The organism is Actinacidiphila sp. DG2A-62 (assembly GCF_035825295.1).
GTDB lineage: Bacteria > Actinomycetota > Actinomycetes > Streptomycetales > Streptomycetaceae > Actinacidiphila.
Genome location: NZ_JAYMGI010000002.1, coordinates 7,971,191 through 7,986,578, shown reverse-complemented (window position 1 = coordinate 7,986,578; position 15,388 = coordinate 7,971,191). Strand labels below are relative to the sequence as shown.

General features: G+C 78.7%; 13 protein-coding genes. 12 read left to right on the top strand and 1 reads right to left on the bottom strand.

Going from position 1 to position 15,388, the window contains the following annotated elements; all coding sequences use genetic code 11:
- Positions 1-91: 91 nt before the first annotated feature.
- On the bottom strand, positions 92-1,003 hold the full coding sequence (locus VSR01_RS35155) for a GPR1/FUN34/YaaH family transporter (protein ID WP_326453020.1): 912 nt from the start codon (positions 1,001-1,003) through the stop codon (positions 92-94).
- Between the two features lie 1,115 nt (positions 1,004-2,118).
- Here VSR01_RS35155 and VSR01_RS35150 point away from each other — a divergent pair.
- The 12 genes from VSR01_RS35150 (at position 2,119) to VSR01_RS35095 (ending at position 15,233) form a co-directional block, all read left to right on the top strand.
- Complete coding sequence (locus VSR01_RS35150; protein ID WP_326453019.1) at positions 2,119-3,117, top strand: UDP-glucuronic acid decarboxylase family protein; 999 nt, start codon at positions 2,119-2,121, stop codon at positions 3,115-3,117.
- 14 nt (positions 3,118-3,131) lie between these two features.
- A complete protein-coding gene (locus tag VSR01_RS35145) occupies positions 3,132-4,766 on the top strand; it encodes a carbamoyltransferase family protein (protein WP_326453018.1) in 1,635 nt (544 codons plus the stop codon).
- Positions 4,763-5,791, top strand: a complete 1,029-nt coding sequence (locus VSR01_RS35140; RefSeq protein WP_326453017.1) for a glycosyltransferase family 2 protein — start codon at positions 4,763-4,765, stop codon at positions 5,789-5,791. The genes VSR01_RS35145 and VSR01_RS35140 overlap by 4 nt, the downstream gene beginning before the upstream one ends.
- Entirely contained in the window at positions 5,788-6,450 is a 663-nt protein-coding gene (locus VSR01_RS35135) for a D-glycero-alpha-D-manno-heptose-1,7-bisphosphate 7-phosphatase (RefSeq protein WP_326453016.1), read from the top strand. Before VSR01_RS35140 ends, VSR01_RS35135 begins: the two co-directional genes overlap by 4 nt.
- Positions 6,451-6,620: 170 nt before the next feature.
- Entirely contained in the window at positions 6,621-7,607 is a 987-nt protein-coding gene (locus tag VSR01_RS35130; protein ID WP_442785743.1) for a glycosyltransferase family 9 protein, read from the top strand.
- Positions 7,604-8,551 carry a glycosyltransferase gene (locus VSR01_RS35125; RefSeq protein WP_326453015.1) on the top strand — a complete coding sequence of 316 codons (948 nt, stop codon included), beginning with the start codon at positions 7,604-7,606 and terminating at the stop codon, positions 8,549-8,551. The genes VSR01_RS35130 and VSR01_RS35125 overlap by 4 nt, the downstream gene beginning before the upstream one ends.
- Positions 8,552-8,562: 11 nt before the next feature.
- On the top strand, positions 8,563-9,885 hold the full coding sequence (locus VSR01_RS35120; RefSeq protein WP_442785742.1) for a glycosyltransferase: 1,323 nt from the start codon (positions 8,563-8,565) through the stop codon (positions 9,883-9,885).
- Positions 9,882-10,490, top strand: a complete 609-nt coding sequence (locus tag VSR01_RS35115; protein ID WP_326453013.1) for a D-sedoheptulose-7-phosphate isomerase — start codon at positions 9,882-9,884, stop codon at positions 10,488-10,490. Before VSR01_RS35120 ends, VSR01_RS35115 begins: the two co-directional genes overlap by 4 nt.
- On the top strand, positions 10,490-11,977 hold the full coding sequence (locus VSR01_RS35110) for a PfkB family carbohydrate kinase (RefSeq protein ID WP_326453012.1): 1,488 nt from the start codon (positions 10,490-10,492) through the stop codon (positions 11,975-11,977). The genes VSR01_RS35115 and VSR01_RS35110 overlap by 1 nt, the downstream gene beginning before the upstream one ends.
- The gene (locus VSR01_RS35105) at positions 11,974-13,041 is read left to right on the top strand and encodes a glycosyltransferase family 9 protein (RefSeq protein ID WP_326453011.1); all 1,068 of its coding nucleotides are present in this window, start codon (positions 11,974-11,976) and stop codon (positions 13,039-13,041) included. Before VSR01_RS35110 ends, VSR01_RS35105 begins: the two co-directional genes overlap by 4 nt.
- Positions 13,042-13,350: 309 nt before the next feature.
- On the top strand, positions 13,351-14,223 hold the full coding sequence (locus tag VSR01_RS35100; RefSeq protein WP_326453010.1) for a glycosyltransferase: 873 nt from the start codon (positions 13,351-13,353) through the stop codon (positions 14,221-14,223).
- The gene (locus tag VSR01_RS35095) at positions 14,220-15,233 is read left to right on the top strand and encodes a glycosyltransferase family 2 protein (protein ID WP_326453009.1); all 1,014 of its coding nucleotides are present in this window, start codon (positions 14,220-14,222) and stop codon (positions 15,231-15,233) included. Before VSR01_RS35100 ends, VSR01_RS35095 begins: the two co-directional genes overlap by 4 nt.
- Positions 15,234-15,388 lie beyond the last annotated feature (155 nt).

The window sequence follows — 15,388 nt, the reverse complement described above, 5'->3', positions numbered from 1 at the left end:
GACGGCCGCGGACGGCTGCGGACGGCCGGGGACGGGCGGCCGGCGCCGGTCGCCGGGCCGCGCGGCGGGGACGGCGCGCGGTCGCGCACGGTCACAGCTGCCGCCGGACGCCGGCCTCGCGTTCGGTGCGGTGGATCTGGTGCCCGAGGTCGCCCTCCAGCGAGAGCCGGGCCCGGCCGCGGCGGCCGACCGGCAGCACGGTGCGCTGCGCGCCGTCCTCCAGCAGCAGCGCGAGCCCTCCGTAGAGCGCGAACGCGCCCAGCGCCACGCCGAACCAGCCGGCCACGGTCTGCACCGCGTTCGGGGCGCCGGCCTCGTACGCGCCGACCAGCACGAACCTGCAGGCGCCGAGCAGCAGCAGCGCGCCGAAGGCCGGTTTGCCCGGCAGCGAGGCGCAGAAGAGCGCGAGCATCACCGGCGCCACCGTCAGCAGGAACAGCGCGAGCACCGGGCTGGTCTCCCCCGGTCTGCCCATCGCCATGGTCAGCGCGCCGCCCGCCCACACCCCGGCGAAGACCCCCATGGCGCTGGCAGCGCCGGCGTCCCGGGCCAGGAAGGCGAAGACCGCGGCCACCAGCTCCAGCGGCACGACGAAGACCAGCACCAGCAGCATCACCTGACGGGTCTGCTGCTCCGGCACCCAGTGCAGTTCGAGCGCGGTGAGCAGCACGCTCGCGGTGCCGAAGGCGAAGAAACCCAGCGGGAGGCTGCTGCCCAGCGGGCGCAGCATGATCCGCGTGACCCCGTCGGGCCGCAGCTCGACGGCGTCCGGCTCCGCGTCGCGCCGCAGCTCGTCCACGTCCGGCTCCGCGTCGCGCCCGGCGCCGGCTTCGCCGGCCGGCCCGGCGTTCGGTCCGCCGGCCGGCCCGGCATCCGGTCGGCCCGCCCGGTCCGCGCCCGGTCCTTCGGCCCGCGCGCCGTTCGGTCCGGCGGCCGGCGGCTGCGTGCCCTGCTCCTCGGCGGCCGCACGGCCTCCGTGCCCGGTTCCGCGTCCCTCGCCCATCGCTCACTCCCCGTCGTCCGGTCGCCGCCGTCGGCTCCGCCGCGGTCGGGCTCCGCGCTGCTCGGTCCCGCTGTGTCTGCTCGCTTCCGCCGCCGCGGGGGCGGCGGCCGGCCCGGTGGTCCCGGCCGGTCGTCTGCGGGTGCCCGCGAAAGGCGCGAGCAGTCGAACGAACGGCGGGCCATCGGGCACGGCCCGGGGAATCGCCGACGCGTGCGGGCTGCCCGGGCGGCCCGCCGGGCGGCGGCGAGCCGTCATCAGGGGGACGGGGCCGCCCGGAGGCGGGCCGGGGCGCGCTCGGCCGGAAGGGGACCGACCCTAGGCCGTCCGGGTGATTCGGGCGCCGCGCGCCGTCTGTCCGGGCCTCCGCGGGTACCCGGCTGCGGCTCGGCCCCCGCTGCGGCCCGGGCGGTGTTCTCGGCGTGAGCCTGAGCACCGGCCCCCGTCGTCGGGGGATCACCGAGACGTCCCGTCGCGCCCGCTCGGCGCACCACACTGCCATGGGGCCCCGCCGGGCGTGACGGGACCCGCGGCGCGCGGCCACGTCCCGCGCGCCCGGGTCCGCGGGCCGCCCGTCCCCGTCCAGCGGCCCGCGGACCCGCCCGACGCGACGCGGGTCCTGCGCAGGGCCCTCGCACGCCGGCGGGCCGTCCCCTACCCCGGGCCGCCGCGACATGCCCGGGGGACAGGTCGGCCGGGTGGTCCAGCAGGATTCACTGTGTAGAGACAACTGATCCGGGCATCCGTCAGACACGGCCGTCAGGACTGCGGCGGCCGCACTGTCCGGCTCGGCCGAAGGCGCGGGCGCCCGTCAGGCGCCGCTCGGCTTCGGCAGCCGCTTCCGCCGGGGACCGTGAGCGTCCCCACGGCGGGAACGGGTCGCAGGCCGCCGGCCTGCCCGTGCCCGTGCCCGCCGCGTGCGTCCGCCCTCACGTGCGTCGCCCGTCAGGCCCCTGGCGGGGCCGCGCGCACCGGTACGCGCGCCACGCGTCGCGGCGCCCCGTGTGCGGGGCCCGCGCGGAGCGGAGGGAGCGCCGCCCGGCGCCCGCGCCATGCGGGAGGCCGTCGCGGCGGCGCGGCGCCGGACGTCCCGACCGTCACGCCCGAAGGGCTGTGCCATGTCTCTTGCCGTGCCCGCCCCCGACTGGCGGCGCGCCCTCGTGACCGGGGGTGCGGGTTTCCTCGGCTCCCACCTGTGCGAGCGCCTGCTGGATTCGGATGTCGAAGTCGACTGCGCCGACAACCTGCTGTCCGGGTCCCGGGACAACGTCGCGCACCTGGAGGAACGGCCCGGGTTCCGCTTCGTGGAGTGCGACGTCGCCGACCCCGGCGCCGTCGGGAAGCTGCCGGGGCCGTACGACGTGATCCTGCACTTCGCCTGTCCCGCCTCCCCGGCGGACTACCTCGCGCACCCGCTGCAGACGCTGGACGTCGGCAGCACGGGGACCCGCAACGCGCTGGGTCTGGCGGCCCGCGACGGCGCGCGCCTGCTGCTCGCCTCCACCTCCGAGGTGTACGGCGATCCCCTGGTGCACCCGCAGCGCGAGGACTACTGGGGGAACGTCAACCCGGTCGGCCCGCGCAGCGTCTACGACGAGTCCAAGCGGTTCGCCGAGGCGCTGGTCACCGCCCATGTCCGCACCCACGGCACCGACGCGGGCATCGTGCGGCTGTTCAACACCTACGGCCCCCGGATGCGCGCGCACGACGGCCGGGTGGTGCCGTCGTTCATCTGCCAGGCGCTGGCCGGCGACCCGGTGACGGTGGCCGGCGACGGCAGCCAGACCCGTTCGCTGTGCTACGTGGACGACACCGTCGAGGGCGTGCTGACCGTGGCCGCCACCCGCTCGGTGCGGCCGGTGAACATCGGCGGCACCGACGAGGTCAGCGTCCTGGACCTGGCCCGGCAGATCATCGAGCTGACCGGGTCGCGTTCGCGGATCTGCCACGTGGAGCGGCCGGAGGACGACCCGGAGCGCCGCCGCCCCGACACCACGCTCGCCCACGAGCTGCTCGGCTGGGAGCCGCGGGTGCCCTGGGCCGAGGGCATCAAGCGGACCATCGACCATTTCGCGTCACGGACCGGCGTCCCCTCCGCCGGCGCCGGCCGGCGCTGAGGCAGGAGGCCGCGATGCGCGTGCTGGGCGTCAACGCCCTCTTCCACGACCCGTCCGCCGCCCTGGTGGTCGACGGCCGCACGGTCGCCGCCGCCGAGGAGGAGCGGTTCTCCCGGCGCAAGCACGGCAAGCGCCCGGTGCCGTTCTCCGCCTGGGAGCTGCCCGGGCAGGCGGCCCGCTGGTGCCTGGAGCAGGCCGGCCTGTCCCCCGCCGACCTCGACGCGGTGGCGTACTCCTACGACCCCGCCCTGGCGCGGCCCGCCGCCGACCTGGGCCTGCACGACCCGTACGACCCGGTCCGGCAGGACTACGCGCGCGCGGCCCCGGACTTCCTCGCCGAGGAGCTGCCCGGGCTCGACCCGGACAAGGTGCGCTTCGTCGCGCACCACGTCGCGCACGCCGCCTCGGCGGGGCTCGCGGCGCCGCACCCGGACAACGCGGTGCTGGTGCTGGACGGGCGCGGGGAGTGCGCCTCCCACCTGGCCGGCCGTTACCGCGGCGGCACGCTGGAGGTACTCGGCTCCCAGGCGCTCCCCGACTCGCTGGGGCTGTTCTACGAGGACCTCACCGAGCACCTGGGCTTCCTGCGCAGCAGCGACGAGTTCAAGGTGATGGCCCTGGCGTCGTACGGCAGGCCGCGGTTCGCCGACCGGCTGCGCGCCCACGCGCACGGCACCGGCGACGGCGGCTTCAGGGCCCGACCGGTGCCGTGGGCCGACCTCGTACCGGCGCGCGCGCCCGGCGCCCCCTGGACGCAGGAGCACGCCGACCTCGCGGCGAGCGCGCAGCTGTGCCTGGAGGAGGTGCTGCTCGACCTCGCGGGGTGGCTGCACGAGCGGACCGGTGAGCCAGTGCTCACACTGGCCGGCGGCGTCGCCCTGAACTGCGTGGCCAACACCCGGCTGTGGCGCGAGTCGCCGTTCGATCGGGTGTGGGTGCAGCCGGCCGCCGGCGACGCGGGCACCGCGCTCGGCGCCGCCCTGCACGTCGCCTCGCGCAAGGACCCGACCGAGCCGATGCCGACGCCCGCGCTGGGCCGCGGCTGGGGCGAGGAGGAGCTGCGGGAGGTGCTGGAAGCGGCGCGGGTGCCGTACGTCCGCCCGCCGGACATCGCGCGGACCGTCGCGGAGGCGCTGGCCCGCGACGAGGTGGTGGCGTGGTTCCAGGGCCGGTCCGAGTACGGTCCGCGGGCCCTGGGCCACCGTTCGCTGCTGGCCCACCCGGGCCGGGCGGACAACGTGGAGCGGCTCAACGCGGTCAAGGGCCGCGAGGAGTTCCGGCCGGTGGCGCCGATGGTGCGGGCGGAGCGGGCCGCCGAGGTGTTCGACGGGCCGCTGCCGAGCCCGTACATGCTCTTCGTGCACGACGTGCGGCCGCCGTGGCGCGGGCGGATCCCCGCGGTGGTCCACGTGGACGGCACCGCGCGGGTGCAGACCGTCGAGGACCGCGAGGAGCCGCTGGTGGCGCGGATGCTCGGGCACTTCGAGCGGCTGACCGGGCTGCCCGCGGTGGTCAACACCAGCCTCAACACCGCGGGACGGCCGATGGTCGACAGCCCCCGCGACGCGCTGGAGTGCTTCGGCTCGGCGCCGGTGGGCCTGCTGGCGATCGGCCCCTTCGCGGTACGGCGCGGGAGGGCGTTCTCATGACGGCTCCCTCCGGCCGGACGCCCGCGTACTCGGTGGTGGTGCCGACGCTGGCCCGCCCCTGCCTGGCCGACTGCCTGGCCGCCCTGGCGGCGGCGGGCTCCCCGGAGCCGGCGGAGGTGATCGTGGTCGTCGACCTGCCCGGCGGCGCCGTGTCGCCGCAGGCGGACGCGGAAGCGCTGCGGGAGGCCGCCGGCGGCCTGGCGGAGCGACTGCGGCTGGTGCCCGGCGGCGGCCGCGGGCCGGCCGCCGCCCGCAACGCCGGAGCCCGTGCCGCGCACGGCGAGTGGGTGGTCTTCCTGGACGACGACGTGCGGGTGACCGCCGGCTGGGCCGGGCGCCTGGCCGCGGACCTGGCGGGCGCGGGGCCCGGCACGGGCGGGGTCCAGGGACGGCTGCGGGTGCCGCTGCCGGTCGGCCGCAGGCCCACCGACTGGGAGCGCGGCACCGCGGGCCTGGAGGACGCGGCCTGGGCCACCGCGGACATGGCCTACCGGACGGCGGCACTGCGCGCGGTCGGCGGCTTCGACGAGCGGTTCCCGCGCGCGTTCCGCGAGGACGCCGACCTGGCGCTGCGGATGCTGGACGCCGGCTGGGAGCTGACCCGCGGCCGGCGGGAGACCCTGCACCCGGTACGGCCCGCGGACCCCTGGGTGTCGGTGCGGGTGCAGCGCGGCAACGCCGACGACGCGCTGATGACGCGGCTGCACGGAGCCGACTGGTGGGAGCGGGCCGGTGCGCCGCGCGGCCGGCTCCCCCGGCACGCCGTGGTGGCGCTGGCCGCGGCGGCGGCCCCGGTCGCGCTGGCGCTCGGCCGCCGGCGGGCCGCCGCGGGATGGGCGGCGCTGTGGGCGCTGGGCACCGCGGAGTTCGCCTGGGCGAGGATCGCGCCGGGTCCGCGGACCGCCGACGAGGTGGCGGCGATGGTCCTGACGAGCTGCGCGATCCCGCCGCTCGCGGTCGCCCACTGGCTGAGCGGCCGGGTCCGGCACCGCGCCGCGGGTCCATGGACGGGCGGTGCGGCATGAGGCCGGCGACGCCCGTGGGGGCCGCGACGACACCGGTGACGCCGCCGATGGCCGCGATGCCGGTGGTGCCACCGGAGCACGCGTACCCGCCGCCGGCGGGATCGCCGGGCGTCGCGGCAGGCCCCGCGGGGGTGTGGCGACCGCGGGCCGTGCTGCTGGACCGGGACGGCACCCTGGTGCACGACGTGCCCTACAACGGCGACCCGGCGAAGGTGCGGCCGATGCCCGGCGCCGCGCGGGCGCTCCGCGAACTGCGGGCGTCCGGCGTGCTGCTGGGCGTGGTCAGCAACCAGTCGGGGGTCGGCCGGGGCCTGCTGACCGCCGATCAGGTGCGGCGGGTCAACGCGCGGGTGGGCGAGCTGCTCGGCCCGTTCGCGGTCTGGGAGGTTTGCCCGCACCGCCCGGACGCGGGCTGCGCGTGCCGCAAGCCGCGGCCCGGCCTGGTGCTCCGCGCCGCGCGCCGGCTGGGCGTACGGCCCGGGGACTGCGTGGTGCTCGGCGACATCGGCGCCGACGCGGAGGCGGCCGAGGCGGCGGGGGCGCGCGCCGTGATCGTGCCGACGCCGGTCACCCGCCCGGCCGAGTACGCCGACCGGCCCACCGCCCCCGACCTGCTCACGGCGACGCGCCGCATCCTCGCCGGGGGGTGGCCCCGGTGACGGCGCCGACCCCGGTCCCCTCCCACGGCGCCGACGGCTCGGCGGCGCCCGAAGCGCGCTTCGGCGCGCCGGGCCCGGGCTCGGGCTCGGGCTCGGGCTCCGGCTCGGGCTCGGGCTCCGGCTCGGGCTCGGGCTCCGGCTCGGGCTCGGGGAGGGTCCTCGTGGTGCGGCTGGACAGCTTCGGGGACGTGCTGCTCGCCGGGCCCGCGGTGCGCGCGGTCGCCGAGCACGCGGACCACGTCACCCTGCTGTGCGGGCCGGCCGGGGCCGCGGCCGGGCGGCTGCTGCCCGGCGTGGACGAGGTGCTGACCTGGGCCGCGCCCTGGGAGGGCTTCAACCCGCCGGACGTGCGGCAGGCCGATGTGGTGGGGACGGCCGAACGGCTGCGGGAGGCGCGGTTCGACGCCGGGCTGATCCTCACCTCGTACCACCAGAGCCCGCTGCCCACCGCGCTGATGCTGCGGCTGGCCGGCGTCCCGTACCTGGGCGCGGACAGCGAGGACCACCCCGGCCGGCTGCTGGACGTGCGGCACCGCCGCCTGCCGGACCGGCACGAGGCGCAGGCCGCGCTCGACACCGCCGCGGCCATGGGCTTCACGCCGCGTGCGCGCGACGACGGGCGACTGCGGGTGCTGCCCGCCCCCGACACCGCGACGCTCACCGGCAACGGGCCGTACGTGGTGGTCCACCCCGGCGCGAGCGTCGCGGCCCGCGCCTGGCCGCCCGAACGCTGCCGCGAGGCGGTGGAGCTGCTGGCCGACAGCGGCTACCGGGTGGTGGTCACCGGCGGCCCGGAGGAGACCGGCCTCACCCGCCGGGTGAGCGCCGGGGTGGCGGTGGACCTCGGCGGCCGGACCGACGCGCGGACCCTGTCCGGTGTGCTCCGCCTGGCCGACGCGCTGGTCTGCGGCAACACCGGGCCGGCCCATCTGGCCGCCGCGGTCGGCACGCCGGTGGTCTCGCTGTTCTCCCCCGTCGTGCCGGCGGCCCGGTGGCGCCCCTACGGCGTGCCGCTGGTGCTGCTGGGCGACCAGGACGCGGCGTGCGCCGGCAGCCGGGCCCGCGACTGCCCGGTGCCCGGCCACCCCTGCCTGTCCGAGGTGACCGCCCAGGACGTGCGGCGCGCGGTGCACAAGATCCTTCAGGAGGCACGGTGAACATCCTCGTCTGGCACGTGCACGGTTCCTGGCTGACCGCGTTCCTCCAGGGACCGCACACCTACCTGCTGCCGGTGACCGCGGGCCGCGGCCCGGACGGCCTCGGCCGCGCCCGCACCTGGCGGTGGCCGGACACCGCGCGGGAGCTTCCGCCGGCCCGGCTGGCGCAGACGCCGATCGACCTGATGCTGCTCCAGCGCCCGCACGAGCTGGACCTGGCCCGGCAGTGGACCGGCCGCCGGCCGGGCGAGGACGTGCCCGCGGTCTACGTCGAGCACAACAGCCCCGACCGCTCGCCCGTGGGCACCCGGCATCCGCTGGCGGAGCGCGCGGACATCCCCGTCGTGCACGTCACCCACTTCAACCGGCTGATGTGGGACAGCGGCCGGGCCCCCACGACGGTGATCGAGCACGGCGTGCCCGATCCCGGCCCGCTGTGGACCGGTGAGCAGGAGCGGGCGGCGGTCGTGGTCAACGACCCGGTGCGCCGCGGCCGGGTGGTCGGCGCCGACCTGCTGCCGGAGTTCGCGCGCACCGCGCCGCTGGACGTCTTCGGCATGCGCACCCGGCCGCTGGAGGCCATCGAGGGCGTGCGCGCCCACGACCTGCCGCAGGGCGAACTGCACCGGGCGATGGCCCGCCGGCGGCTGTATCTGCACCCGGTGCGCTGGACGTCGCTGGGCCTGTCGCTGCTGGAGGCGATGCTGATCGGCCTGCCGCCGGTGGCGCTGGACACCACCGAGGTGCGCGAGGCCGTGCCGGACGGCGCCGGGGTCGTCAGCAACCGCCCCGAGGTCCTGCACGGCGCGGTCCGCGGCTTCCTCGCCGACCACGAGCTCGCCCGCGCCACCGGCGAGCGGGCCAGGGCCGCGGCACTGGCCCGCTACGGACTACCGCGCTTCCTGGACGACTGGGAGCGCCTGATGAAAGAGGTCACGCGATGAGCGACAAGCCGATGAGGGTAGCGATGGTCTCCGAGCACGCCAGTCCGCTGGCGGCGCTCGGCGGCGCCGACGCGGGAGGCCAGAACGTCTACGTGGCCGAGGTCGCAGGGCAGCTCGCGGACCTCGGGCACGAGGTGGTGGTGCACACCCGCAGGGACGACCCCGACCTGCCGGAGCGCATCCGCACCGACCGCGGGTTCACCGTCGCGCATGTGCCCGCCGGGCCGGCGACGGTCCTGCCCAAGGACGAACTGCTGCGGTACATGCCGGAGTTCGGCGACCACCTGGCGGCGCAGTGGCGGGCGAGCCCGCCGGACGTGGTGCACGCGCACTACTGGATGTCGGGGGTGGCGGCGCTGCGCGGGGCGCGCGGCACGGGCGTGCCGGTGGTGCAGACGTACCACGCGCTCGGCACCGTCAAGCGGCGCCACCAGGGCGCCGCGGACACCAGCCCCGACCAGCGGATCGCCCTGGAGACCTCGCTCGGCCGCAGCTGCGCCCGGGTGCTGGCCACCTGCGCGGACGAGGTGGCCGAGCTGGCGGCGATGGGCGTGCCGGCCGCGGGCGTCTCGGTGGTGCCGTGCGGCGTCGACCCCGGGCACTTCTCGCCCTGCGACGCGCCGCGGGACTCGCCGCGCGCCACGGGCCGTGACGCCGGCGCGTCCTCCGGCGGCGGCCCGGCCCTGCTGCTCGCGGTCGGCCGGCTGGTGCCCCGCAAGGGCTTCGACCGGGCGATCCGGGCGCTGGCCCGCATCCCCGACGCGGAGCTGGTGATCGCCGGCGGTCCCGACGCGGGGCTGCTGGTCGCCGATCCCGAGGCCGAGCGGCTGCGCAAGCTGGCCGCCGAGTACGGCGTCGCGGACCGGGTGCGGCTGCTGGGCGGCGTCCGCCACCAGGACATGCCGGCGCTGATGTCGCGGGCCGACCTGGTGCTGTCGACGCCGGTGTACGAGCCGTTCGGCATCGTCCCGCTGGAGGCGATGGCCTGCGGCACCCCGGTGGTGGCCACCGCGGTCGGCGGCCAGCTGGACACCGTCGTCGACGGGGAGACGGGCGTGCTGGTGCCGGAGGACTGCGACGACGACGCGCTGGCCGGCGCGGTGGTCGCGCTGCTGGCCGACCCCGCGCGGCTGGCGCGCTGCGCGGCGGCCGGGCGGGAGCGGGTGCTGCGGCACTACACCTGGGACCGGGTGGCCGCGCAGGTCGAGCAGGTCTACCGCGCGGCCTCGCCGTCGGCCGGCGGCCGCGCGGCCACCCGTCCGCCCGGCCGCGCGGACGCGATCGGCCCGCTCGCCGAGCGGGCCTCGGGACCCGTCACCGGGGAGGCGTCATGAAGTCCGCCGTCGACGTCCGCCACTGCGACGAGCTGATGACCGCGCTCGCCGCCTTCCGCGGCTCGTGCGGGACCGTCCACCAGTGGGGCGCGGCGCTCGCCGCGCGGCTGGGCGGGGGCGGCCGGCTGCTGGTGGCCGGCAACGGGGGCAGCGCCGCCCAGGCCCAGCACCTGACCGCCGAGCTGGTGGGGCGCTACCGCGACGAGCGGCCGGCGTACTCGGCCATCGCGCTGCACGCCGACACCTCCTCGACCACCGCGATCGCCAACGACTACGGCGTCCAGGAGGTGTTCGCCCGGCAGGTCCACGCGCACGGCAGGCCGGGCGACGTGCTGATGCTGCTGTCCACCAGCGGCGCCAGCGCCAACCTGCTGTCGGCCGCCGGCGCGGCGCGGCGCGGCCGGATGCGGGTGTGGGCGCTGACCGGCCCGGCCCCCAACCCGCTGGCCGCGGCGGCCGATTCGGCGCTGTGCGTGGAGGCGGCGAGCACCGCGACCGTGCAGGAGATCCACCTGGTGGCGGTGCACATGCTCTGCGAGTCCTTCGACGGGGCGGTCGCCGCTTCGTACGGCGGGAGCGCCGGGGACGGGAGGGGGATGCCGTGATGAACCGTCCGCTGCTGATCGTCGGGGACGCGCTCCTCGACGTCGACCTGCGCGGGCAGGCCGAGCGGCTCGCGCCCGACGCGCCCGTGCCGGTGGTGGACGGGCCGCTGCGCGACGCCCGGCCCGGCGGGGCCGCGCTCGCCGCGTGCCTGGCCGCGGCCGACGGGCGCCGGGTCTGCCTGGTCACCGCGCTGGGCGCCGACGAGGCGAGCGCCGAGGTGCGCCGGCTGCTGGCCGGCCGGGTGCGCCTGGTGGAGCTGCCGCTGGACGGCACGCTGAGCACCAAGACCCGGGTGCTGGCCTCCGGTGCGCCCGTGGTCAGGCTGGACTCCGGCGACGGCCGGGCCGCGGGTCCCACCGAGGAGGCGCTGACGGCCGTCGCGGGGGCGGGGGCGGTGCTCGTCAGCGACTACGGCCGCGGGACCGCGGACGTGCTGCGCGACGCCCTGGCCGAGGCCGCCGCCAGGCGGCCGCTGGTGTGGGACCCGCATCCGCGCGGCGGTGCGCCGGTCGCCGGCGCTCGGCTGGTCACGCCGTCGCAGAGCGAGGCGCGCACGCTGGCCGCGGCCCTCGCCGACGGCGACGGCCGTCCGGCCCGGGAGCCCGGCCGGGACGCCGCGCGGGCCGGCCGGCACGCCGGGCCCGAGGCCCGGTCCCGGGCCGGGCACGCGGCCGGCAGCAGGCAGCCGGCCGAGGACGCGGCCCGGCTGGTACGCGCCTGGGGCGTCGGCTCGGTGGCGGTCACGCTCGGCGAGCGCGGCGCGCTGCTCTCCCACGGCGACCGGCCGCTGCTGGTGAGCACGCCGTGGCGGGCGTCGGGGGACCCCTGCGGGGCGGGCGACCGCTTCGCGACCGCCGCGGCCGGGCTGCTGGCCGACGGCGTGCTGCCGGAGGCGGCCGTCCAGGGCGCGGTGGCGGCGGCGACGCGCTATGTCGAGGAGGGCGGTGTGCGGTGCGTGCTGCGCGGGGGACCGCCCGCGGACGCGGTGGACCGGCCGGCCCGGCACGCCGAGGACGCCCGGGCCCCGGACGCCTTCGCGCTGGCGGCGGCGGTGCGCGCCCGCGGCGGCACGGTCGTCGCGGCCGGCGGCTGCTTCGACCTGCTGCACGCCGGGCACATCACGCTGCTGGAGGCCGCCCGCCGGGCCGGCGACTGCCTGATCGTGTGCGTCAACTCCGACGCGTCGGTCCGTCGCCGCAAGGGTGCCGGCCGGCCGCTGGTGCCGGCCGCCGACCGGGTGCGCGTGCTGACCGCGCTGGGCTGCGTCGACGCGGTCGCCGTCTTCGCCGAGGACACCCCCGAGTCCCTGCTGCGCGAACTGCGCCCGGACGTGTGGGCCAAGGGCGCGGACTACGGCGTCGCCGACCTCCCCGAGGCCGCGCTGCTGGAGAGCTGGGGAGGGCAGGTGGTCCTGCTGCCGTACCTCGACGGCCGGTCCACCAGCGTCCTGGCCGAACGCGCCGCGCGGGCGGAGACCCGGCCGTGACGGCGCACCGGGAGCGCGAGGAGCGGCCCCGGCTGCTGGTACTGCGGGCACTCGGCCTCGGCGACCTGCTGGCAGGCGTGCCGGCGCTGCGCGGGCTGCGCCGGGCCTTCCCCGGGCACGAGCTGGTGCTGGCGGCCCCCGAGGCGCTGCGCGAGGCCGTCCGGCACACCGGCGCGGTGGACGCGCTGCTGCCCGCCGGGGCGCCGGAGCGCGCGGTGCCGTCGCTGCGGCACTGGCCGGGGCCCGCGCCGCAGGTGGCGGTGGACCTGCACGGAAACGGGCCGGCCAGCCGCCGGGCGCTGGAGGAGCTGCGGCCGCGGCGGCTGCTGGCGTTCGCCGGGCCGCACCGGCCCGGCGAACCGGCGCCGCAGTGGCGGGCCGACGAACACGAGCGCACCCGCTGGTGCCGCTTCCTGGCCGCGCACGGCATCCCGGCCGACCCCGCGGACCTGCGGCTGCCGCGGCCCGGGCCCTCCCCCGCGCCGGGCGCGGTGGTCGTGCACCCCGGGGCGAACGCGGCGGCCCGGCGCTGGCCGGTGCGGCGCTACGCGGCGGTGGTGCGCGCCCTGGCCGGCCGCCGGGTGGTGATCAGCGGCGGCCCGGGCGACGAACCGGTGACCGCCGCGCTGGCCGCCGCCGCGGGCGTCGCGCACCGCGACGTGCACCAGTCGCCGCCGTTCGCGCGGTTCGCCGCGCTGATCGCCCACGCCGACCTGTTGATCAGCGCGGACACCGGGCCCGCGCACCTGGCGGCGGCCTACGGCACGCCGTCGGTGACGCTGTTCGGACCCGTGTCCCCGGCGCTGTGGGGGCCCCCGCAGGACGGGCCGCACCGAGCGCTGTACCACCCGGGCCCGGCCGGCGATCCCCACGGGAGGTCGCCCGACCCCCGGCTGCTGGAGATCACCCCGGAGGAGGTGCTCGCCGCGGCTCACGGCCTGCGGCGCGGGGCCGGCGCGCCGGGTTCCGCCGGCCCTCCCCAGCGCGGTACGGACGACGACTGGCGGAACGGGGGCGGCCGGGTCCGTTCCGCGCCGCCGCCGGGCGCCGGGGCATCGGCGTAGCGCGCCCCCGCGCGCACGGGCCGACGTCCGCGGCCGCCGCGGACGCGGACATCCCGTTCGGGCCCGGCACGCACGGCACGACGCCCGTACGTCCGCGGCGACACCGAGCCGACCGTCCCGTCCACGCGGACGCGCCCGCCCATCCCGCCCGCCCGGCCCGCTGGCCCCATTCGATCCGTCCGGCTCGTCGCACCCATCCGACCCGCCTGACCCGTCCGGCCCGCCCGCCGTCCCCCGGGCATCCGCCCACCGCCCAGCCGGGTGACCGGGTGACCGGGCGGCGCAGCGCGGACCCCCGAAGGAGGACTCGTGCCCGACGGTCGCCTGACCGTGGCCCTCATCACGCGCGACCGGCGCGACCGCCTGCTGCGTACCCTCGACGCGCTGGCCGCGCTGCCCGAGCGACCGCCGGTCATCGTCGTCGACAACGGCTCCGCGGACGGCACCGCCGCGGCCGTCGCCGCGCACCACCCCGGCGTCACCCTCCTCACCCCCGGCCGCAACCTCGGCGCGACGGGGCGCAACCTCGCCGCGCGGCGGGCGCGCACCCGCTACGTCGCCTTCAGCGACGACGACTCCTGGTGGGCGCCGGGCGCGCTGGCCGCGGCGGCCGACCTGCTGGACGCCCATCCGCGGCTGGGCCTGCTGGCCGCCCGGACCGTCGTGGGACCGGACGAGGCGGAGGACCCGCTCGACGCGGTCATGGCGGCGTCGCCGCTGACCGGCGACCCGGCGGTGCCCGGCACACCCGTGCTCGGCTTCCTGGCCTGCGCGAGCGTGGTGCGCCGCAGCGCCTTCCTCGCCGCGGGCGGCTTCCACCCGCTGCTGTTCTTCGGCGCCGAGGAGACCCTGCTCGCCTACGACCTGGCGGCGCGCGGCTGGCAGGTCCGCTACGTCCCCTCCGTGGTGGCCCACCACCATCCTGCGCCCGGCCCTCGGCACGGCCGGTCCCCGACGACGCGGCGCAACGCCGTGCTGACCGCGTGGCTGCGCCGACCGGTCGGCGTCGCCCTGCGCGGGACCGCCGTGCTCGCCGCCGACGCGGGCCGCGGCGACCGCGACGCCCGCGCGGCGCTGCTCGGCGCCCTCGCCCGGCTGCCCGCCGCGCTGCGCGCCCGGCGCCGCCTGCCGCGCGCCGTGGAACGCGCCGCGCGCCTCCTCGACACCCAGAAGCCCGTATGACCAGGACGACCCGAGGACCGCACGGCCTGCACGGCGAGCACCCCCCGCACACCCCGCACACCCCGCACGCCCCGCACGAGGCCGCGCGGAACGGTCCGCGGGACGCTTCCCACGACGTCGCGTGCCGCGTCACCGTCGCGGTGATCACCCACAACCGGCGTGCCGAGCTGCTGCACACCCTCGGCCGTCTGGCCGCGCTGCCCGAGCGGCCGCCGGTCGTCGTCGTCGACAACGGCTCCGCGGACGGTACCGCCGCGGCCGTCGCGGAGCACCACCCCGGCGTCACCCTCCTCACCCCCGGCCGCAACCTCGGCGCCATCGGCCGCAACCTCGCCGTCGACCGCGTCCGCACCCCGTACGTGGCCTTCTGCGACGACGACACCTGGTGGGCCCCGGGCGCGCTGGCGCACGCCGTGCGGCTGCTGGAGGCGCACCCCCGGCTCGCGGCGGTGGGCGCGCGGATCGTGGTGGAGCCCGGCGGCACCCAGGACCCGGTGAACGCCGAGCTGCGCGACTCCCCGCTGACCGGCCCCGACTGGCTGCCGGGCCCGGCCATCGGCTCCTTCCTCGCCGGGGCGACCGTGCTGCGCAAGGACGCCTTCGAGGGGGGCGGCGGCTTCCACCCGCGGCTGTGGTTCGGGGGCGAGGAGGAGCTGCTGGCCACCGACCTGATGACCGCGCACTGGTGGCTGGCCTACGTGCCCGCGCTCACCGTGCACCACCGGGCCTCGAAGGCGCGGGACAGCACCGAGCGGCGGGTGGTGGGCCTGCGCAACACGCTCTGGTTCACCTGGCTGCGCAGGCCCCCGGCGGCGGCGCTGCGCCGCACCGGCTTTCTGGTCCGCACCGTCCCCCGGGACCGCGCGTCGCTCCGCGCGTTCCTGATGGCGCTGCGCGGGCTGCCCTGGGTGCTGCGCGAGCGCAGGCCGGTCCGCCCCGAGATCGAGGCGCGGCTGTCCGCCCTGGAGCGGGCGCGCCGCCGGTCGACGGCAAGGCGGTACGTCGGATGACCCGGCCGGGCGGTGTGCGCACCCCGGTGCGCGGGCAGGAGGCCGGCATCCGCGACGCGAAGCCGGCCACGATGGTGCGCACCCCGGTGCGCGGGCAGGAGGCGCTGGGGACGCGACGCCGCCGCGCGCACCGGCGGTGGTGGCCGCCGGGGCGC